At 63.4% G+C, this 17,294-nt stretch carries 22 protein-coding genes and 1 pseudogene; 14 read left to right on the top strand and 9 right to left on the bottom strand.

Translation table 11 applies throughout. The annotated features are described in order from the left end of the window. Positions 1 to 45 precede the first annotated feature (45 nt). Both ACVIN2_RS05025 and ACVIN2_RS05020 read left to right on the top strand, forming a co-directional pair. Positions 46 to 942 carry an MBL fold metallo-hydrolase gene (locus ACVIN2_RS05025; RefSeq protein WP_456764721.1) on the top strand — a complete coding sequence of 299 codons (897 nt, stop codon included), beginning with the start codon at positions 46 to 48 and terminating at the stop codon, positions 940 to 942. 1 nt (position 943) lies between these two features. Continuing rightward, on the top strand, positions 944 to 1,348 hold the full coding sequence (locus ACVIN2_RS05020; RefSeq protein ID WP_456764720.1) for a nuclear transport factor 2 family protein: 405 nt from the start codon (positions 944 to 946) through the stop codon (positions 1,346 to 1,348). A gap of 73 nt (positions 1,349 to 1,421) precedes the next feature. On the opposite strand, the gene ACVIN2_RS05015 is transcribed toward ACVIN2_RS05020, so the two are convergent. After that, complete coding sequence (locus tag ACVIN2_RS05015) at positions 1,422 to 2,066, bottom strand: NADPH-dependent F420 reductase (protein WP_456764719.1); 645 nt, start codon at positions 2,064 to 2,066, stop codon at positions 1,422 to 1,424. A 141-nt stretch (positions 2,067 to 2,207) separates the two neighbouring features. Beyond that, complete coding sequence (locus ACVIN2_RS05010; RefSeq protein ID WP_219683236.1) at positions 2,208 to 2,654, bottom strand: Rrf2 family transcriptional regulator; 447 nt, start codon at positions 2,652 to 2,654, stop codon at positions 2,208 to 2,210. Between ACVIN2_RS05010 and ACVIN2_RS05005 the strand changes: the two genes are divergently transcribed. Continuing rightward, on the top strand, positions 2,653 to 2,877 hold the full coding sequence (locus ACVIN2_RS05005) for a hypothetical protein (protein ID WP_456764718.1): 225 nt from the start codon (positions 2,653 to 2,655) through the stop codon (positions 2,875 to 2,877). The genes ACVIN2_RS05010 and ACVIN2_RS05005 overlap by 2 nt on opposite strands. 42 nt (positions 2,878 to 2,919) lie before the next feature. After that, complete coding sequence (locus ACVIN2_RS05000) at positions 2,920 to 3,492, top strand: suppressor of fused domain protein (RefSeq protein WP_456764717.1); 573 nt, start codon at positions 2,920 to 2,922, stop codon at positions 3,490 to 3,492. Between the two features lie 65 nt (positions 3,493 to 3,557). Here the strand turns inward: ACVIN2_RS05000 and ACVIN2_RS04995 are convergent, their stop codons facing one another. After that, positions 3,558 to 3,905: a hypothetical protein gene (locus ACVIN2_RS04995; RefSeq protein ID WP_456764716.1), complete on the bottom strand. Its 348-nt coding sequence runs from the start codon at positions 3,903 to 3,905 to the stop codon at positions 3,558 to 3,560. Between the two features lie 323 nt (positions 3,906 to 4,228). Between ACVIN2_RS04995 and ACVIN2_RS04990 the strand changes: the two genes are divergently transcribed. The 3 genes from ACVIN2_RS04990 to ACVIN2_RS04980 all read left to right on the top strand — a co-directional run bounded on the left by ACVIN2_RS04990 (position 4,229) and on the right by ACVIN2_RS04980 (position 7,404). Beyond that, positions 4,229 to 5,110 (top strand): AraC family transcriptional regulator, encoded by an 882-nt coding sequence (locus tag ACVIN2_RS04990; protein ID WP_456764715.1) that lies wholly within the window; start codon positions 4,229 to 4,231, stop codon positions 5,108 to 5,110. Between the two features lie 164 nt (positions 5,111 to 5,274). Further along, positions 5,275 to 6,033: an SDR family oxidoreductase gene (locus ACVIN2_RS04985; RefSeq protein WP_456764714.1), complete on the top strand. Its 759-nt coding sequence runs from the start codon at positions 5,275 to 5,277 to the stop codon at positions 6,031 to 6,033. A 111-nt stretch (positions 6,034 to 6,144) separates the two neighbouring features. Continuing rightward, complete coding sequence (locus ACVIN2_RS04980) at positions 6,145 to 7,404, top strand: serine hydrolase domain-containing protein (protein WP_456764713.1); 1,260 nt, start codon at positions 6,145 to 6,147, stop codon at positions 7,402 to 7,404. 6 nt (positions 7,405 to 7,410) lie between these two features. Here ACVIN2_RS04980 and ACVIN2_RS04975 read toward each other — a convergent pair whose 3' ends face one another. Next, positions 7,411 to 8,961 carry a carboxylesterase/lipase family protein gene (locus ACVIN2_RS04975; RefSeq protein WP_456764712.1) on the bottom strand — a complete coding sequence of 517 codons (1,551 nt, stop codon included), beginning with the start codon at positions 8,959 to 8,961 and terminating at the stop codon, positions 7,411 to 7,413. A 124-nt stretch (positions 8,962 to 9,085) separates the two neighbouring features. On the opposite strand from ACVIN2_RS04975, the gene ACVIN2_RS04970 reads away from it, so the two are divergent. The 3 genes from ACVIN2_RS04970 to ACVIN2_RS04960 all read left to right on the top strand — a co-directional run bounded on the left by ACVIN2_RS04970 (position 9,086) and on the right by ACVIN2_RS04960 (position 10,965). Then, complete coding sequence (locus ACVIN2_RS04970) at positions 9,086 to 9,871, top strand: AraC family transcriptional regulator (RefSeq protein WP_456764711.1); 786 nt, start codon at positions 9,086 to 9,088, stop codon at positions 9,869 to 9,871. A 69-nt stretch (positions 9,872 to 9,940) separates the two neighbouring features. Further along, complete coding sequence (locus tag ACVIN2_RS04965) at positions 9,941 to 10,603, top strand: SRPBCC family protein (protein ID WP_456764710.1); 663 nt, start codon at positions 9,941 to 9,943, stop codon at positions 10,601 to 10,603. Beyond that, positions 10,603 to 10,965: an ArsR/SmtB family transcription factor gene (locus tag ACVIN2_RS04960; RefSeq protein WP_456764709.1), complete on the top strand. Its 363-nt coding sequence runs from the start codon at positions 10,603 to 10,605 to the stop codon at positions 10,963 to 10,965. The genes ACVIN2_RS04965 and ACVIN2_RS04960 overlap by 1 nt, the downstream gene beginning before the upstream one ends. A gap of 38 nt (positions 10,966 to 11,003) precedes the next feature. Here the strand turns inward: ACVIN2_RS04960 and ACVIN2_RS04955 are convergent, their stop codons facing one another. From ACVIN2_RS04955 to ACVIN2_RS04940, 4 genes and pseudogenes are all read right to left on the bottom strand, one after another. Next, positions 11,004 to 11,408 (bottom strand): MAPEG family protein, encoded by a 405-nt coding sequence (locus tag ACVIN2_RS04955; RefSeq protein WP_456764708.1) that lies wholly within the window; start codon positions 11,406 to 11,408, stop codon positions 11,004 to 11,006. Positions 11,409 to 11,433: 25 nt separating this feature from the next. Then, positions 11,434 to 11,847 (bottom strand): GFA family protein, encoded by a 414-nt coding sequence (locus ACVIN2_RS04950; RefSeq protein ID WP_456764707.1) that lies wholly within the window; start codon positions 11,845 to 11,847, stop codon positions 11,434 to 11,436. Positions 11,848 to 11,957: 110 nt separating this feature from the next. Continuing rightward, positions 11,958 to 12,056 (bottom strand): annotated as a pseudogene (locus ACVIN2_RS04945) (peptide deformylase); the annotation flags it as partial. Positions 12,057 to 12,113: 57 nt separating this feature from the next. Further along, on the bottom strand, positions 12,114 to 12,995 hold the full coding sequence (locus tag ACVIN2_RS04940) for a LysR family transcriptional regulator (RefSeq protein ID WP_456764706.1): 882 nt from the start codon (positions 12,993 to 12,995) through the stop codon (positions 12,114 to 12,116). Positions 12,996 to 13,148: 153 nt separating this feature from the next. Here ACVIN2_RS04940 and ACVIN2_RS04935 point away from each other — a divergent pair, with 153 nt between their 5' ends. Continuing rightward, a complete protein-coding gene (locus ACVIN2_RS04935) occupies positions 13,149 to 13,802 on the top strand; it encodes a hydrolase (protein ID WP_456764705.1) in 654 nt (217 codons plus the stop codon). Positions 13,803 to 13,934: 132 nt separating this feature from the next. On the opposite strand, the gene ACVIN2_RS04930 is transcribed toward ACVIN2_RS04935, so the two are convergent. Then, positions 13,935 to 14,435: a peptide deformylase gene (locus ACVIN2_RS04930; protein ID WP_456764704.1), complete on the bottom strand. Its 501-nt coding sequence runs from the start codon at positions 14,433 to 14,435 to the stop codon at positions 13,935 to 13,937. A gap of 76 nt (positions 14,436 to 14,511) precedes the next feature. On the opposite strand from ACVIN2_RS04930, the gene ACVIN2_RS04925 reads away from it, so the two are divergent. From ACVIN2_RS04925 to ACVIN2_RS04915, 3 genes are all read left to right on the top strand, one after another. Continuing rightward, positions 14,512 to 15,096 carry a TetR/AcrR family transcriptional regulator gene (locus tag ACVIN2_RS04925; protein WP_456764703.1) on the top strand — a complete coding sequence of 195 codons (585 nt, stop codon included), beginning with the start codon at positions 14,512 to 14,514 and terminating at the stop codon, positions 15,094 to 15,096. Positions 15,097 to 15,203: 107 nt separating this feature from the next. Next, positions 15,204 to 15,782, top strand: a complete 579-nt coding sequence (locus ACVIN2_RS04920) for a DUF308 domain-containing protein (protein ID WP_456764702.1) — start codon at positions 15,204 to 15,206, stop codon at positions 15,780 to 15,782. A 273-nt stretch (positions 15,783 to 16,055) separates the two neighbouring features. Beyond that, positions 16,056 to 17,276, top strand: coding sequence for an MFS transporter (locus ACVIN2_RS04915; RefSeq protein WP_456764701.1), 1,221 nt, complete (start codon positions 16,056 to 16,058; stop codon positions 17,274 to 17,276). The last annotated feature ends 18 nt before the right edge of the window (positions 17,277 to 17,294 follow it).

Here is a 17,294-nt window from a genome sequence, read left to right as displayed (position 1 = left end):
TCCAGCTTTCATTTCGCGATCCCAGACCAGCACCAGGAGACCAACATGCCGACAAGGAGAACCATCATGAAAACCACTCTCGCCGCGGGCGCTGCCGCCATCTTCGCACCCGCAGGCCTCGGCCATGCCGCCGGCGGGCTAGCCTGGAAGCATTTTCCAGCCGGACAGAACGGCTTCTTCCGGGCTCCCGTTCTGGTGTCCGGACCGAGCGAAGCCGTGCTGATCGATGGCGGCTTCACGCTTTCTGATGGCAAGGCTGTCGCTGACGCCATCAAGGCCACCGGCAAGAAGCTCACCACCATCTATATCAGCCAGTCGGACCCGGATTATTATTTCAGCCTCGGCGCGATCAAGGCTGTCTTCCCCGAGGCCCGCGTGCTCGCGGCGCCCGCAACATTGGCGGCCATTAACGCCAGCGTCGAAAAGAAGCTTGCCGTCTGGGGGCCGCAGCTCAAGGCGAACGGCCCGCAGGTGCTCGCCGATGTGGTCATCCCCGAAGCGTTCGACGGCAAGACGCTCAGCGTGGACGGCGAGACCATCGAGATCGTCAGCGCGGACGGCCTGGTCAACCGGCGCTATCTGTTCGTGCCCTCGCTCAACGCGGTGTTCGGCGGCGTGCTGATTTTCTCCGGCGTCCATGTCTGGACCGCCGACACGCCGACCAGGGAGCAGCGCGCCGCCTGGATCGCCAATCTCGAAAAGATCGCGGCGCGCAAGCCGGCGGTCGTCGTCCCCGGCCATTTGTCGGCGGATGCGAAGACCGACCTGTCCGGTGTCGAGCACACCATCACCTACCTCAAGGCGTTCGACGAAGAGCTGGCCAAGGCCAAGGAGTCCGCGGCGCTCAAGGCGGCGATGGAGGCGCGCTTCCCCGGCCTCGGCATGGGCGTTGCGCTCGACATCGGCGCCAAGGTCGCCACCGGCGAGATGAAGTGGGGTTGAGATGGGGGCGAACCTCGACCTGATCCGCGCCACTTATGAGGGATCGTCGTCGGAACAGAACGGCCGCAACTTGCTGGCCGCTCTCGCTCCCGATGCCGCATGGACCGAAGCGGAAGGCTTTCCGTACGCGGGCACTTATGTCGGACCCGACGCGATCATATCAGGCGTGTTCCGGCGTCTCGCCACCGAATGGACCGGCTACCGCGCCGATGTTCACACCTATCTCGAAGACGGCGACCGCGTCGCCGCCTTCGGTGTCTACTCCGGGACCTACAAGGCGACGGGCAAATCCATGCGCGCCAGTTTCGCGCATCTCTATCTGGTGAAGGACGGCAAGATCACCAGCATGACGCAATATGTCGACACCGCGATGGTGCAGAAGGCGCTGGAGCCTGCTGGCCTGTAACAGCGGTATGATGTCGGAATCTAGGAGAGGGGAGCCCGCGACATGCGGGCTCCCCTTTTCGTTTCGGCGTCTGCTAGATCTTGATGAAGTTGTGCGCGGCCAGCGCGCCGAAGGGCAGGGTTGCCAATCGTCCGCCGACGTCGAGCGAGCCCAGATCGACCGGGAAGAAGCCGGCGCCTTCGATGAGCTTGCGGACCTCGGCCTTTGCGGCAGCGTCATCGCCCGAATAGAACAGTACGTGCCGGCCACCCGCCACGTCCGGATTCGACAGCGCCGCGACGTCGTTATGGTTGAATGCCTTGACCACGCGGGCGTCCGGAACGAACTGGCTGAAGACGTCGCTCGAATGCTTGTCGCCGAGATCGACGGCCTTGATGCCGTAGGCCGCGAGCGGGTTGCTCGGGTCCTTCGCATCCGCCGAGTTGGGATCGAGGAATTCCACCGGGTTGGTGGCGTCGATGACGATGCGACCGTTCCAGGCCGGCAAGCGGCTGAACACTTTCTGCACATCAGTCCAGCGGACGGCGGCGATGACGATATCGGCGCCGGCCGCCTCTTCCACGGTGCCGGCCTTGATCGAGGGGCCGAGCTCCTGGACCAGCGACGCGAGCGATTCCGGTCCGCGGCTGTTGGAGATGGTGGCCGAGATGCCCTCTTTGGCGAGAGCGCGTGCGAGGTTCGAGCCGAGAGCGCCAGAACCGATGATACCAATACTCATGATGGACTCCTGTGAGGTGAGGGGCTTGAAAATCAGGACCGCCAGCGCCCCGAAGGCTGGTCAGCCATCCGCTGATCAATGCCGTTCGGCGTCGAATATATCATGTGTCAATGACACGATTACATTTAAGGGCAAAACAAATCACCAGGCGAGCGGAATGGAGAACTTGCCCAGCCGCGCCACCTCGGCTGCAACATCCGCCACTGTCGTTTTGGCGAGTTCAGCCTCGAGCGCTTTGCGCGCGCGGTCTAGGGCGGGTTGTATCGCCGCAATGATGTTGCCGCCGACCGCGCAACTCTCGCAGGGCGGGGTCCGGTGCAGGGAAAACAGCTCGGTGTCCTCGACCGCCGCATAGACATCGAGCAGCCGTATCTTCTTCGCCGGTTTCGCCAGCAAGGAGCCGCCACCCGCTCCGAGCTGCGAACGCGTCAGCCCGGCATCGCTCAGGCGGGACAACAGCCCGCGGATGACGACGGCACCGGTGTTGGCCGACCAGGCGAGATCCTCGGACCGCAGCGGCTTTCCCTCGCTCACGGCAAGCCCGGTGAGGATATGAACGGCGACGGCGAAGCGGGTGCTGGTCGGCATGATGATCTCGTTGGTGTGTAACCACCACTATTACACACTTTCGGCGATGTCAACACTCGTGCGTCTGCAAGCGGCTGGATGCGCGGCTGTGCCGGAGCTAAAGGTAAGCGCCTTTGGCGACGCGCGCGTGAACGAGGTCATGGATATGACCACCGGCGCCGTCTATACCGACGTCCGACGAGAGGCTAAAGCGGCGATCGTATGGTCGCAGTCATCGCGGTGAAGATATGACTGCCGACGATCTCGGATTTTGACGTGAGGAGCCATGGCGGTTTCGGAAGACAACAAATCTCTCGCCCGCTATTTGAGAGATGTTACGCAGGGCTCGCCGACGGTCACGAAATATTGGGATGACGCCCACGTCTGCGACGTCGACATCATGATCATCAAGAACGTCCCGGCAGGAGGCGTTTCCACCTATGCCAGCCTCGCGCTCTCTGATGCGAAGACAGGCCTGACGTCCGGCGACAAGGCCCTCGGCATCGAGATTCTGCTGGCTCTGGCGACGGAATGCGCCGAGGGCGCCAACATGATCGCGACCTGCGCTTTCAGCATCAAGAAGGCCGAGATCACACCCTTGCCCGGCGCCATCATTCCGCGAGCCCTGGAACTGTATGGCGAAGGGCGTGACATGAAGCACGCCATGCTCATCTCTCCGTTCTTGTGGGACCTGGAAACACAGTCCTTCTCGGCCAAGTCCGTCGCCTGGCTGCAGGTGCTGCCTATTTCCGACGCCGAGCGGGACTACGCGCTGGCGAACGGGCCCGAAGCGCTGGAGGATCTGTTCCAGGACCGACAGATCGACGTATTCGACATCGATCGTCCCAGCGCTCTTTGATACCTTGATGCCGCCATCCTCGTGGACGCCTGCGCGGTGCCTGGAGGGTATCGCTTCGCGTCTCCCTACCGCGGCGCCAGCCCCGCGCCGTTTTGAAATGCCAACAGCCCAATGCAGAAAATCGCTGCGCCAACCCACAGCACCACCGGCACCAGGTACGGCGACGAAATGACTTCCAGCACCGGGAATGCTTTGTCTGAAACAAACCTTCTGTGCGCCACCCATGCGGTTGCGACGAGGGGCGTAAAGGCGACAACGAAGTAAAGCGCCCCCAGGATCCAGCCAAAGGCGGTCAAATCCCTGGATCGCGTGACCTCTCCCGCGAAGCCGAGCGCGGCAATTGACACGAACGCACCCAACGCGCTGATGAGGAGCTCGGCAGCCAGGACGACGATGGATAGAGTTGCATTCATGCTTGGATTCCGTTTGCGAATGAGAATTCCCCGAAGCCGCAGCCCGGATGGCCGCTGACCGCATCAGCCATGATTGAAGTCCTCGAGATCGCGGATGAAGCGTTCGAAGTCGGGCGTCAGTTCGTGCATGTTCGGGAAGTCGGCTCGAAGGGGAACGCCCACTTGTGGGTCAAGGGGTTCCGACAGTTTAGCGCGGAGAGGAAGGTGCTTGCAATCGGCGTGGTCATTCGAACTGGGATTGGCCAGACTCGGCCAAACCGCAAGATCGGTCGAGCAAATCATGCCCGTCAGCGACTAGATGGAGCCGCCACGGAGGAGGGACGATGAAGGCGGCGCTGCAAAACTATCAGGACCGGATGCGACGGGTGCTTGATCATATCGACCGGCATCTCGACGATGATCTGGATCTGGACACGGTGAGTGCTGTTGCGGCTTTCTCAAAATTTCATTTCCACCGGCAGTTCTCGGCAACCTTCGGATTATCAGTGCATCGCTATGTCCAGCTGGCCCGCATGAAGCGCGCTTCGCATCAGCTGGCCTATATGGACGCCCTTGATGTCACGGAGATTGCGATGGATGCCGGTTACGATGCACCGGATGCCTTCGCCCGCGCCTTTCGGCAACGGTTCGGGCAATCGCCGTCGTCGTTCCGGAAGTCTCCCGACTGGGAGCCGTGGCTTGCGGCCTTCGGGCCTCTCGACAATGCGAGGAGCAAGCTCATGCAGAAAACCTTTACCACTGACGACGTGACGATCCGCGATGTGCAACCCACCAAGGTGGCGATCATGGAGCATCGCGGCGACCCGGCGACGCTTCCCGCCACGATCCAGCGCTTCATCGCGTGGCGCAAGGCGGCGAACCTGCACCCCAGGACAAGTCCGACCTTCACGGTCTGGCGCTCCGAGCGGCGTCCTGCCTCGCCGGCCGAGTACAGCACGGACCTCTGCGTCGGCACCGACCAGCCGATCGCGTCGAATGGCGAAGAGATCAAGGCCGGCGAGATCCCCGGCGGACGCTGCGCGGTGCTGCGCGTCGTCGGCTACACCGACAATCTCGAGCCGGCCGCGCTCTTCCTTTATCGCGACTGGCTTCCCGCCAGCGGCGAAGAAGCGCGCGACTTCCCGATCTATTGCCAGCGGCTGAGCTTGTTCCCGGAGGTGCGGGAGCACGAGACGGTCGCGGACGTTTTCTTGCCGCTGAAATAACCCATGGCAACGACCTGGCCTTTCGGTCGCAAGCGTCCGGCAGGCCGCCATCCGCGATCAATGCCGCCGCCACATCCGATCCCGCGTGTGACTCGGGAAACGGGTGGCGGTCGGCAGATGCCCGAGTCTTGTTCGCTCGTTTTTGACATCAGGAGAGTCTCACCGTGGAACTGGCAAACAAGACGATCATCGTAACCGGCGCCAGCAGCGGTATCGGTGCTGCTGCAGCGTCATTGTTCGCGTCCGAAGGCGCCGATGTGGTGCTCGGGGCGCGTCGCGGCCCCGAGCTGCAGGCCGTTGTTGCAAGCATCAAAAGCGCCGGAGGGCGCGCGACGTTTCTCGCGGGCGACGTTCGGGACACCGGCTATGCAGCCCGCCTTGTCGAGCACGCCGTCAAGACTTTCGGAAAGCTTGACGGCGCGTTCGACAATGCCGGCATCGTCGGCGACATGACGCCGGTCCCCGAGATGAGCGTCGAAAACTGGACCGATGTGCTTGCGGTGAATCTCACCTCGGCGTTCCTCAGCGCAAAGGCGCAGATCCCGGCACTGCGGAAGCAGGGCGGTGGCTCCATCGTCTTTACCTCGTCCTTCGTTGGCTTCAGCAACGGGGGCCTGCCGGGAATGGCGGCGTACGCAGCCTCAAAGGCAGGACTGATCGGCCTGGCTCAATCACTGGGCGCCGAGCATGCGGCCGAAGGCATTCGGGTCAACGCGCTTCTGCCTGGAGGGACCATCACCCCGGCGGCAGGCGAGGGAAATCCCGACGCCTTGAATTTCATCGCCGGGCTTCACCCGATGAAGCGGATGGCCAGTCCCAAGGAGATCGCGCAGGCGGCGGTTTTTCTCCTGAGCGACCGGGCATCGTTCATGACGGGAAGCCCCATGACGGTTGATGGCGGCATGTCGGTGCGCCTGACCTGACGACGAACCCGCCAAGCGCGCGGCGACGGTCACCTCGGCGCAAACATTGGATGTTCGCCACGTATCTCCATGATACGAGACCCCGTCGTTCGCTTCCGGAGCCCAACGTTCATGTCCGCCGCCACCGCCCCGAGTCAGCCGTCTGCAACCGCCGCCGAAACCGATCCCGAAACACTCGGCTGGATGAAGGGCTTCCCGCCGCCGGAAAACCGCACCATCAGTTTCCAGGACGGCTCGTTCCGCAGCTTCCCCGAGCTGCGCTGGGCATGGAGCAACATCCGCCAGCTGGTGCCGACCGTGAACGTCTGGCGCGGGGCGGGGCCTGCGTCGGTGCTGCCGCGCCAAGAGCATGACATCGGCGCGTCGGCCTCGACCACGATGGACGGCCGGCCCATGACGTTCGCCAAGATGCTAGAGGAGACCTACACCGACGGCATCGCCGTGCTGCATCGGGGCAGGCTGATTTATGAGCGCTATTTCGGCGCATTGAAGCCGCACAAGCCGCATATCGCGATGTCGGTGACGAAGTCGTTCACGGGCGTGCTCGCCGGCATTCTGGTCGCCGAGGGCAAGATCGATCCGCAGGCGCCTGTCACGGAGTATGTGCCGGAGCTGAAGACCAGCGCCTTCGGCGATGCGCGCGTGCACGAGGTCATGGATATGACCAGCGGGCTCGAATACACGGAGGTCTATACCGACAAGAACTCTCACGTCTGGGGCCTGCGGCGGGCGAACGGCATGGCACCGATTCCGCCGGATTACGACGGCCCGACCACCATCTTCGAATTTCTGATGGCGCAGAAGAAGCAGGGCGAGCACGGCAAGGCCTTCGCCTACAAGACCGTCAACACCGACGTGCTCGCGTGGATCATCCGGCGCGTCGGCGGCATGAACTTGTCCGATCTGCTGTCCGAGCGCATCTGGCAGCCGATCGGCGCGGAGGAGGACGCGCATTACCATGTCGATCGCATCGGCACCGAAAGCGGCGGCGGCGGCCTCTCCACCACCTTGCGCGATCTCGCCCGCTTCGGCGAGGCCATGCGCAATCACGGCCGGTTCAACGGCCGGCAGATCGTGCCTTCATCTGTCGTCGAGGACATCGCGCGCGGCGGCGATCCCGAGAAATTCAAGCCCGCCGGTTACACCACGCTAACAGGTGCCTCCTATCGCAATCAATGGTGGGTCACGCATAACGCCCACGGCGCCTATATGGCGCGCGGCGTTCACGGGCAGGGCATCTATATCGATCCCAAGGCCGAGATGGTGATCGCGCGCTACGCCTCGCACCCCGCAGCGGGCAACGCCGCCAACGACCCCGTGACGCTGCCTGCCTACATGGCGCTGGCGAAGCAGCTGATGGCGGGCGGGTGAGGCCGCCTACGGCAGCTCCCGCCAGCGCATCGGCAAAATGCCGTCCTGCCTCAAACTGGCGAGGAAGCGGAAGCGGGCGGCTTGCGGATTGGGGCGGGCTTCGATCGGCGTGCCCAGGATCTGCACGACGTCCTTCTCGTCATAGGCGGGCCAGGGTGGCAGGCCCGATCCGTTGGGATCGCCATGCGCTGCAAAATTCACCCAATAGGCCATCATGGTCCGCGCCAGAGCGCGGTCCTGTTCGGCCGGCGGTGCCGAGCTGCCGATCACCTGTTGCGGTGTCAGTGTGCCGAACACGAACGGAATTTCAGTGACGTGCGAGGCAATCGGCGTGTAGCGCGAGGTATAGCTGAAGTGATAGCCGTAGACCGGCGCACGTCCTCCGCGCCGATGCAATCGTAGCCACTGCCAGCATTGCTCGCCGACCACATAGTCGCCGTTAAGCGCCGCCGCGGAAGACTTGGCCTCCGCGTCGGTCGCGGCGGGATAGACCTTCAGGAAATCGGCCATGCGCTCCTTGCCGAACATCGCCTCGGCCGCGGCGAGAAAGGCTTGCGCCGATTGATCGGGCAGTGACTGCGAACGGAAAGGAAATTCTTCGGCCGCATTCCAGCCCGCCAGCAGCGGGATGTGCATCTGTTCGCCGCGCAGGAAGCGCCGCGCGGGCACGTCAGGCACAACATGACCATCGATACTCGGCGAGAAGGCCGTCACGACCGGGCTGGTCCTGAAACTCCACGGCGCGGCTGCATTCAACCGATCGGCCGGCATGCTGCGCAACGCTGCGATCGACGCGTTGCCCTGTTGCCGGGCAAAAGCCAGACCACGCGCGCGGGCTTCTTCAAAGCCCTGGAGGGGACCGTGCTTACCGTCCCAGAACGCACCGCTCTGTCCAATGGCCTTGTGAAACAGTCCGTGCGCGAGCGGCGAGGCCATCAGGATGCCGACGGCCATGGCGCCGGCGGATTCGCCGAACAGGGTGACGTTGCCGGGGTCGCCGCCAAAGCCGGCGATGTTGGCCTTGACCCAGCGCAGCGCCGCCAGTTGATCCTGCAGGCCGTAATTGCCTGACGGCGCCTCCGTATCGAGATCGGGATGGGCGAGGAAGCCGAGGATGCCGAGGCGATAATTGAAGCTGACGACGACGACACCTTTCGCTGCCAGCCGGCCGCCATCGGTTGCCGGATTCGCCGAGGAGCCGAACTGAAAGCCGCCGCCGTGAAACCACACCATCACGGGCCGCTTCTCATCCGCGTGCTTCGCCGCGGTCCAGACGTTGAGATAAAGGCAATCCTCGTCGCGCGGTCCCGGCCGCTGGTCGTTTTCGAGCGCCGATAGACACCCAGCGCCGAACACAAGCGCATTGCGCACGCCATCCCAGGGCGCCGGCGGCTGCGGTGCGCACCAACGCAGAGGCCCGACCGGCGGTGCTGCGTAGGGAATGCCTTTGAACGCGATCACGCCGTTTGCATCGCGCGGGCCGCCACGCACGAAGCCCGCTTGCGTGCGGACCACGCGTTGCAGCTTGGCTGCTGTCGTACTTGTGGAACCATGCATGGCGTTTCTTTCGATCGCGTGGGCGCGCCCGGCCGCCGCCGGGCAGGTTGAGACAGCAGCCTATCGACATTCTTCTGCGCTCGATTTAGATGTTCCGCCAATCAATTGCTAAAAACCGGCAAGCATGCGGCAGCCGCTCCGTTTTCCTTGGCCTGATCTCGATGTGGATGATGTCTCCGCGCCTGTGATCGCGGTGCGCGTCGACGTGATCGGGACCAAGGGCGAAGTGCCCGATCACAGCCACCGCAAGGGGCAACTTGTCTTTGCGCTGGGTGGCGCCGTGACGTGCCGCGTTCCCACCGGTCTGTGGATGGTGCCGCCGCATTGCGCGGTGTGGATTCCCGGGGGCATGCAGCACAGCAACCTCGCGACAGAAAATGCCCGGCTGTTCTTCATCTATATCGAGCCCGACCGCGTGGACTTGCCGGATCGTTGCTGCACGCTCTCGATCTCCCCACTGCTGCGTGAAGTGATCGTCGAGCTAGCCGATCAGATCGCGGATGACGAGGCGAGGGGGGACCTTCTGGCGAGCGTCCTTCTGCGCGAGCTTCCCCGCATGCCGGTTCAGCAGCTTCATCTGCCGCTCTCGCCCGAGCCGCGCTTGAAGAAAATTGCCGCAGCGCTGGCAAAAGACCCGTCCGACCGCAGAACGCTGGCCGAATGGGCCGATCGCGTCGCCCTGAGCGAGAGCAGCCTCGCGCGTCTCGTTGTCCGGGAAACGGGCTTGAGCTTCGGGCGCTGGCGCCAGCAATTGCACCTGATCGTCGCCTTGCGGGAGCTGACCTCCGGCGCGAGCGTGCAGCAGGTGTCCGCCGATCTCGGCTACGACTCCGTCGCGGCCTTCATCACCATGTTCAAGAAGGCGCTTGGGAAATCGCCGGGCAAATATCTGAGCGGCATTTCCTCATAATATAAGAGTTGACTTATATTAGCTTCGGCCGATATTCATCCTTGCACGAAACGACAGGGAGCAAGCGCCATGGAGATCGACGTCGTCAGGGTATTGGGGCTGGTTACGCGTTCGGTGAGGAATTTCGAGAAGGACGGGAAAGCGGCCAGTGCGGTGACGCTGACGCGGCTATACGAGACCAGCGTCGACGATCTCTGGGACGCCGTGACCAGCCCGCAACGCATTCCGCGCTGGTTCTTGCCGGTCGAGGGAGATCTCCAGCTCGGTGGAAAGTACCAGCTCAAGGGAAATGCCGGCGGCACCATTACGGCGTGCACGCCGCCGACCCATTTTGCAGCGACGTGGGAATTCGGCGGCGCGATGAGCTGGATCGATGTCAAGCTGACGGCGGAACGATCCCAAGCGCGGTTGACGCTTGAGCACACCGCGATCATCGAAGATCATTGGGAGCAGTTCGGTCCAGGGGCGGTAGGCATCGGCTGGGATCTCGCCATTGCGGGACTGGAGCGATATGTTGCGACCGGGGCATCGGTCGACCACGAGACGGCCGAGGCATGGATGGGCTCTCCCGCGGGTAAGGAATTCATGACGAGCAGCGGCGAGTATTGGCGCGCGGCGCACGTCGCAAGCGGCGTGGATCCTGCCTCCGCGAAGCAGCGGTCGGACCGCACCATCGCTTTCTATCGCGGCGAGACGCCGCCCGACGTCGCGCATCCTGGCACAGGAAGTTGATGCAAGTCTTCGATGTCCTTGCCGATCCCGTGCGCCGGCGCATCCTCGAGCTGCTTGCGCCCGGGGAAATGGCCTCCGGCGAGGTCGTCGAGGTGATCGGAGCGGAGTTCGGGATTACGCAGGCCGCCGTGTCGCAGCACCTCAAGGTGTTGCGCGAGAGCGGCTTCGCGACGGTTCGGGCGGAGGCGCAACGACGGCTCTATTCGGTCGATGCTGCGGGGCTCCAAGCGGTCGATACATGGATCGGTCAGTTCCGCAATTTCTGGGAGCCGAAGCTGGACGCCCTGGCGACCGAGATCGCGCGCGGCAAACGCGAGCGTCGTAACGCGCCCATGACCAAGCGGGGCGGGAAGCGGGCGTGAAGGCATCGAGGCGAAGGCAAAGTCGCTATCGCGCCGCTTCAGTGAGGCACGAAGGCCGCAGCCAAGACCGCAAGCATGCCAAAGCTGGCGATATTCCAGAACAGTGAGCGGACGAGCGGTATGCCGGACAAGTAAAGCGCGGTGTAGGCGATGCGACCGCCAAGATAGGCGATCGATCCCCAATAAGTCAGCTCGTTGTGAACGCCTGCGGCGTGAGCGATGAGGATCGCGGCGGCAAAGAACGGAAACGTCTCCATGTAGTTGCGGAAATTTCGGTTGAGCCGGCCGGGGATGGGCTTGAGCGGCGGCATCTCGGTGTCGCGCGGGCTCGCAGCCCATCTGAGGCCGTACTGCAGGTTCGCGGCTTGCGCGGCGGCGACAAGCTGTACGAAGCCCCAGACGATTGCGGCGGCCAGCATCGACAGCTCGAAGCTCATCGTCATTGGCTGTCCCCCAATCTGCAAGAAATCAGCGCGATCCCGGGTGCCATTCCGGGAGTTTGGGAATCTCGGGATCGAGGTGATCCCAGGCATATCCGCGCGAGCAGAACAGCACGACGGACGGTTTGAACGTGCTGGCGTCGTCCAGCGTGCCGACATAAATGCCGATGAACTCCGGCTTCTCGTCCGGCTTGTTATAGATCGGCGAGCCGCAGTTCGGACAGAACCCTTTGCGCTTGACTGCGCCGCTGCCGGCCGTGCGCGCGATTTCGCGTACCTCGCCGGTTACCGAGACTGCGTTGCGCGCGAACACGAAGATGGAGCTGTGGCCGCTGCCGGTGTCGCGCTGACAGTCGCTGCACTGGCATTGGAAGCCGCGGATCGGCGCGGACGCGATGGTGTAACGAACCGCGCCACAGGCGCAGCGACCTGAATGAGCCATTCGTCTCCCTCCCGACGGGGCCGACCGTTCCAATCATATCAGGCTGGTTTGATTTCGCCACATCGAGCAGCCGGCGCGATTTCACACAAGTCCGATCTTCGTCCGCACGCTCACCCGCGCGACATCTTCTCGAACTTCTTCACCAGCCGCTCCCGCTTTAGCCGCGACAGCCGCTGGATCCAGAATCTGCGTCCGTCGTCCCTTTCGTGATCCAGACTATCGTGATCCAGATTATCAAGGTGGATGGACCACCCCAGCGGGGGAGCTCACGCGGGGTGCGGAGCCGGTTCGCAATACTCGATCAGCAATTCGGTGAGGACCCGTATTTTCCGTGCGGGATGCTGACCCGGCGGGCGGACCACATAGGCCCCCGCCGGAGGTGGAGGATAGCGTGTCATGACCGGCACCAGCGCCCCGGAGGCCACATACTCGTGGGTGAGGCAATTGGGCAGGTAAGCAATCCCGAGCCCTGCTGCCGCGGCGGCGACTAGAGCAGGGCCGTTGTCGGCCTTGAAGCGCCCCTGCGGACGAACCGTGATGATCTTGTCGCCATCCGTGAGTTGCCAGCTTTCGGTACTCTGCATGAGAGCTTCATGAGCGACGAGCTCCTCCGGCGTCTCGGGCGACCCATGCGCCTTGATGTAGTCCGGGCTCGCGACGAACTTCCCATGGATCGGTCCGACGCGTCTTGCGATCAAGTTGGAGTCCTGAAGATAGCCAACCCGTATCGCACAATCATACCCCTCCGTGATGAGATCGACGAACCGATCACTGTAGCAGGTGTGGATCTGGAGCTGAGGGTGGCGTCGGGCCATTTCCGCGATGATAGGAGCGAAGTGAGACTGGCCGAACGAAAGTGGCACGGCCACTCGCAACCGGCCGCGAAGGTCACCGGCGGGTAGGATCGCTTCCCTGGCCACGTCGACCTCGGCGCAGACTCTGGCTGCATGGTCTCGGAAAGTGACCCCGGCTTCCGTGAGAGCAGCCCCGCGGGTCGTTCGTGCAAGGAGCTGGACGCCAAGTTCCGCTTCAAGCCGGAACAATCGACGACTGACGATCGACTTGGCGACGCCGAGCCGGAGCGCGGCGGACGAAATCCCCCCGGTATCAGCAACTTCGACGAATGTCCGCAACTCTTCGATATCCAATTCACTGTTCCCCATTTCGCGACACAGCGTACCGCAATGCGACGCTACCGCAGCGCATCTGGGAACGCCAATGTCCGTCTTGGGCAACGTCGCTGCTGACGTATGTCTGCGAAAAAACCAGTGCCGCTCACAACGGCAGCAAAGGATGGAACAATGACTTTTCGTAACGGCCTTGCTTCGCTTCTTCGCCCCGAAGATTCGGTACTCGTCCTGATTGACCACCAGCCTTATCAACTCGCGAACGTGAACAGCCACGAACCGCAGATGGTGATCAACAATACGACGGGCCTGGCGAAGGCCGCCAAGGCTTTCGGTGTCCCCACGATCCTGACCACTGTGATCGCTGAGCGGGGCGGTCTCCTGTTCCCTCAGATCACGGATGTTTTCCCTGGCCAGAAAGTGATCGACCGCACGCTCATCAACACCTGGCAGGATCGGAAGGTGGTGGACGCAGTCAAGGCAACGGGCCGCAAGCAGCTGGTCATCGCGGGCCTTTGGACCGAGGTCTGCGTCGCAATGCCGACGATTCAGGCCCTCGGCGAAGGTTGGGATGTAACTGTGATCACCGATGCCTCCGGCGCCGTTTCGGTCGAGGCCCACGAGGTCGCAATTCAGCGCATGATCGCGGCGGGCGCGAACATGATGACCTGGATGGCGCTGGCGGCCGAATGGCAGCGCGACTGGGCCAGGACCGATCAAGCTGCCGCGCTGACGGAGGTGATCACGCAGCATGCCGGCGGCAGCGGAATCGCGTTCCTGTGGGAGCAGCAGCTGCTCAACACGCCTGTCCCAGGCAACGCCAGGTGATCTGCAAGGTGATCTGCAAGGTGATCTGAGCGGGTGCGTAGGGTGGATTTGCCCGCGGCTGCGCGAAAGCAGGCCGTTGGCGTAGTTTGTCATCGCGCCGGGGGATGGCCGATTACGGTTCGCCAATCCACCCTACAAATTCCGCGACAGCTTCTCGAACTTCTTCATCAGCCGCTCGCGCTTGAGCCGCGACAGCCGCTGGATCCAGAACATGCCGTCGAGCTGGTCGATCTCGTGCTGGTGGCAGACGGCGCGCAAGGCGTCCGACTCCTCGCTGTGCATGTTGCCGTCGAGATCCCGATAGCTGATACGCACGCGGGCGTGGCGTTGCACCTCGTCATTGACGCCGGGCATCGAGACGCTGCCCTCGCGGTGCATGATAATCTCGGGTGAGGCCCACTCGATCTCCGGGTTGACGTAGGTCTGCGGGCCGTCCTTGGCGTCGAGCTCGAGCACGACGACGCGCAAGGGGACGCCGATATGCGGCGCCGTGATGCCGATGCCGGGCGCGGCGCGCATGGTCTCGAGCAGATCGTTCGCGAGCTCGCGCAGCGTTGCATCGAACGCGGTGACGGGGCGGGCCGGCATCGCGAGCCGGCGGTCGGGATAGCGGACGATCGGGCGAATGGTCATGCTGGCTCCTAGCACTCACGGATGGTTGAAGCATCCCGTTCTTGACGCCCTACCAACTGGAAGGTAGCTAGGGGCCATGACCAACGTTTCCTCGACTGCCGACGACATCCTGGCCTGCGCGCGCAGCTTGATCATCGCGGGCGGCTATAACGGCTTCAGCTACGCAGACGTGGCCGAGGTTGTCGGCATCCGCAAGCCAAGCATCCACCACCATTTCGCCAGCAAGGTCGATCTGGTCCGCACCCTCGTGTCGCGCTACCGCGCCGAAGCCGAGGCGGGACTGTCCGCGCTCGAGCGCAATGTCCCTGATCCGCGCGGCCAGCTCGAAAACTATGTCGCGTACTGGAAGGCGTGCATCAATGATGCGACGGCGCCGTTCTGCGTCTGCGCGCTGCTGGCCAGCGAGCTTCCGATCCTGCCGGAGGAGGTTGCGCTCGAAGTCCGCGCGCACTTCCGCTCCTTGGCTTCCTGGCTGACGGCCGTCATGGAGCGCGGCAAGCGGAAAGGGCAATTCAAACTCTCCGGCACAGCCCGGGTCGAGGCCGAAGGATTCATGGCGACCATTCACGGCGCCATGCTGTCGGCGCGTGCCTATGGCGATCCAAAGATGTTCGGTGTGATCACCACCCCGCTGCTGGACCGGCTGTCCAACAAACACTGAGAGACATCAGCGAGACGATGGCGACAGCCCGCAAGCGGGCTGGAGCGAAGTCGGTTTCGTTGTGTGTATGTAAACTACCAACTAGTAGGTATAGGAGAGAGACTGTGATGGCGCGATATCAATTGGATCCGGTTCATACCGACCGCGAGCGATGGCTGAAGCAATACTACTTCGTGCGAGCGGCATTCTCGGTTGCCTGGGTCGCTGCTGCGTTTGCCGCCGGGGCTTCTTCTCCGGTGATCGCCGGCGCCTTGCTCGTCCTCTATCCCGCATGGGACGCCGCAGCCAATTTCGCGGACGCGCTTCGCAGCGGTGGGCTCGCTCAAAGCCGCACGCAGGCTCTGAACGTCGTGGTCAGCCTGGCGACCACCGTCGCGGTGCTTGTGACCTTGCAGATGGGCATGAACCGGGTGCTCGGAATCTTCGGGGCCTGGGCGATCCTGTCGGGATTGCTCCAAGTCGGAACGGCCATCCGCCGCTGGCGGAGTCTTGGCGCGCAATGGGTCATGGTGCTCAGCGGTGGCCAGTCGGCTCTCGCAGGCGGGTTCTTCATCTTTCAGGCCACGATGCCCGCGGTTCCCTCGATCGCGAATGTCGCGGGCTATGCCGGCGTTGGTGCGCTCTACTTCCTGGTCTCGGCGGTCTGGCTCACAGTCGGCGAGTGGCGGCGCGGCGTGGCTGTTTGAAGCCTTGTTCGCGGGGATGAAATCAATAGCGGCGGGATGATGCGATAATGCAGGTGTTTTGCCCGACGAGTCAAACGGCGAGTCTTCCTTCGCACCGCAAAGAGCTGTGCTGTAAGTCCTTGATCCCAAAGCGCCCGGCTACTGTGCATGGGGTTGTTTTCGCGTTTTTTGTTTGGCAGGTCACAAAAGCGTGCCGCAAAAACTTGCGTCGGCCTGTCGGCTCACCATGTTCCCATTCGTCTTCCACCCAGACAGACCTGACGGGAGACCAAAATGAACTCTTCCTCCTATCGCTGGGTGATCGTCGCCGCGGGCGGCTTGCTCGGCTGCGTCGCCATCGGCGGCATGTTTTCGCTGCCGGTGTTCCTGCAGCCGATCGCAAAGGACACCGGCTGGTCCGTGACCGGCATCTCCAGCGCGATGACGATCGGCTTTCTGGCAATGGCCTGCACCAGCATGGCCTGGGGCACGCTGACGGACCGGTTCGGGCCGCGGCTGGTCGTGCTGACGGGATCGACAGTGCTGACCGTGAGCCTGTTCGCGGCGAGCCACGCCACCTCGCTATTGGCGTTTCAGTTCGTCTTTGGCCTTCTGGTCGGGGCCTCCTGTGCCGCGATCTTCGCGCCGATGATGGCGACCGTGACCGGCTGGTTCGACACCCATCGCAGCCTCGCGGTCTCGCTGGTGTCAGCCGGCATGGGCATGGCGCCGATGACGATGGCGCCGCTCGCGGCCTGGCTCGTCTCCGGCCATGACTGGCGCACCTCGATGCAGATCGTGGCGCTGGTGGTCGGCGCCATCATGATCCCGGTCTCGTTCCTGGTGCGCCGCCCGCCGGCGCTCGCGCACGCCATGGCCGCGCCCACGGGTGAGGGCGCCGTGCACGGTGAGATGTCGATGGGAGAGGCGCTGCGCTCGCCGCAATTCCTGATCCTGCTCGCGACCAATTTCTTCTGCTGCGCCACCCATTCCGGCCCGATCATCCACACTGTCAGCTATGCCGTGAGCTGCGGCATCCCGCTGGTCGCGGCGGTGACGATCTACAGCATCGAGGGCTTTGCCGGCCTTGGCGGACGCATCGCCTTCGGCCTGATGGGTGACCGCTTCGGCGCCAAGCGCGTGCTGGTCTCGGGCCTGCTGTTGCAGGCGTTCGGCGCACTGGCCTATGTCTTCGCGCACCAGCTCACGACATTCTATGCGGTCGGGGCTGTCTTCGGCTTCATCTATGCCGGCACCATGCCGCTCTACGCCGTGCTGATCCGCGAAAATTTCCCGCTCAAGATGATGGGCACCGTGATCGGCGGCACCGCCATGGCCGGCAGTCTCGGCATGGCCACGGGCCCGCTCGCCGGCGGCCTGATCTACGATGCGTTCTCGAGCTACGCTTGGCTCTATATCGCTTCCTGGGCGATGGGCCTCGGCGCCTTCCTGATGGCGATGAATTTCAAGCCGTTTCCGAAGCCGCGAGCGGAGTTGGCGCCGGCAGCAGCGTAAGCAGGTTCATCGAGGCGC

Source organism: Bradyrhizobium sp. USDA 3650 (assembly GCF_054057395.1).
Note: the sequence above shows the minus strand (reverse complement) of the source record. Positions and strands in the feature narration are given on the sequence as shown.

Coding starts and splice junctions, on each gene's coding strand:
- ACVIN2_RS04930 (WP_456764704.1), bottom strand. CDS start 14,435: ATGACCATTCGCCCGATCGTCCGCTATCCCGACCGCCGGCTCGCGATG.
- ACVIN2_RS04960 (WP_456764709.1), top strand. CDS start 10,603: ATGCAAGTCTTCGATGTCCTTGCCGATCCCGTGCGCCGGCGCATCCTC.
- ACVIN2_RS04915 (WP_456764701.1), top strand. CDS start 16,056: ATGAACTCTTCCTCCTATCGCTGGGTGATCGTCGCCGCGGGCGGCTTG.
- ACVIN2_RS05005 (WP_456764718.1), top strand. CDS start 2,653: ATGATGATCTCGTTGGTGTGTAACCACCACTATTACACACTTTCGGCG.
- ACVIN2_RS04955 (WP_456764708.1), bottom strand. CDS start 11,408: ATGACGATGAGCTTCGAGCTGTCGATGCTGGCCGCCGCAATCGTCTGG.
- ACVIN2_RS05010 (WP_219683236.1), bottom strand. CDS start 2,654: ATGCCGACCAGCACCCGCTTCGCCGTCGCCGTTCATATCCTCACCGGG.
- ACVIN2_RS04970 (WP_456764711.1), top strand. CDS start 9,086: ATGCGGCAGCCGCTCCGTTTTCCTTGGCCTGATCTCGATGTGGATGAT.
- ACVIN2_RS04920 (WP_456764702.1), top strand. CDS start 15,204: ATGGCGCGATATCAATTGGATCCGGTTCATACCGACCGCGAGCGATGG.
- ACVIN2_RS05015 (WP_456764719.1), bottom strand. CDS start 2,066: ATGAGTATTGGTATCATCGGTTCTGGCGCTCTCGGCTCGAACCTCGCA.
- ACVIN2_RS04935 (WP_456764705.1), top strand. CDS start 13,149: ATGACTTTTCGTAACGGCCTTGCTTCGCTTCTTCGCCCCGAAGATTCG.
- ACVIN2_RS04975 (WP_456764712.1), bottom strand. CDS start 8,961: ATGCATGGTTCCACAAGTACGACAGCAGCCAAGCTGCAACGCGTGGTC.
- ACVIN2_RS04990 (WP_456764715.1), top strand. CDS start 4,229: ATGAAGGCGGCGCTGCAAAACTATCAGGACCGGATGCGACGGGTGCTT.
- ACVIN2_RS05025 (WP_456764721.1), top strand. CDS start 46: ATGCCGACAAGGAGAACCATCATGAAAACCACTCTCGCCGCGGGCGCT.
- ACVIN2_RS04925 (WP_456764703.1), top strand. CDS start 14,512: ATGACCAACGTTTCCTCGACTGCCGACGACATCCTGGCCTGCGCGCGC.
- ACVIN2_RS04965 (WP_456764710.1), top strand. CDS start 9,941: ATGGAGATCGACGTCGTCAGGGTATTGGGGCTGGTTACGCGTTCGGTG.
- ACVIN2_RS04995 (WP_456764716.1), bottom strand. CDS start 3,905: ATGAATGCAACTCTATCCATCGTCGTCCTGGCTGCCGAGCTCCTCATC.
- ACVIN2_RS04980 (WP_456764713.1), top strand. CDS start 6,145: ATGTCCGCCGCCACCGCCCCGAGTCAGCCGTCTGCAACCGCCGCCGAA.
- ACVIN2_RS05000 (WP_456764717.1), top strand. CDS start 2,920: ATGGCGGTTTCGGAAGACAACAAATCTCTCGCCCGCTATTTGAGAGAT.
- ACVIN2_RS04950 (WP_456764707.1), bottom strand. CDS start 11,847: ATGGCTCATTCAGGTCGCTGCGCCTGTGGCGCGGTTCGTTACACCATC.
- ACVIN2_RS05020 (WP_456764720.1), top strand. CDS start 944: ATGGGGGCGAACCTCGACCTGATCCGCGCCACTTATGAGGGATCGTCG.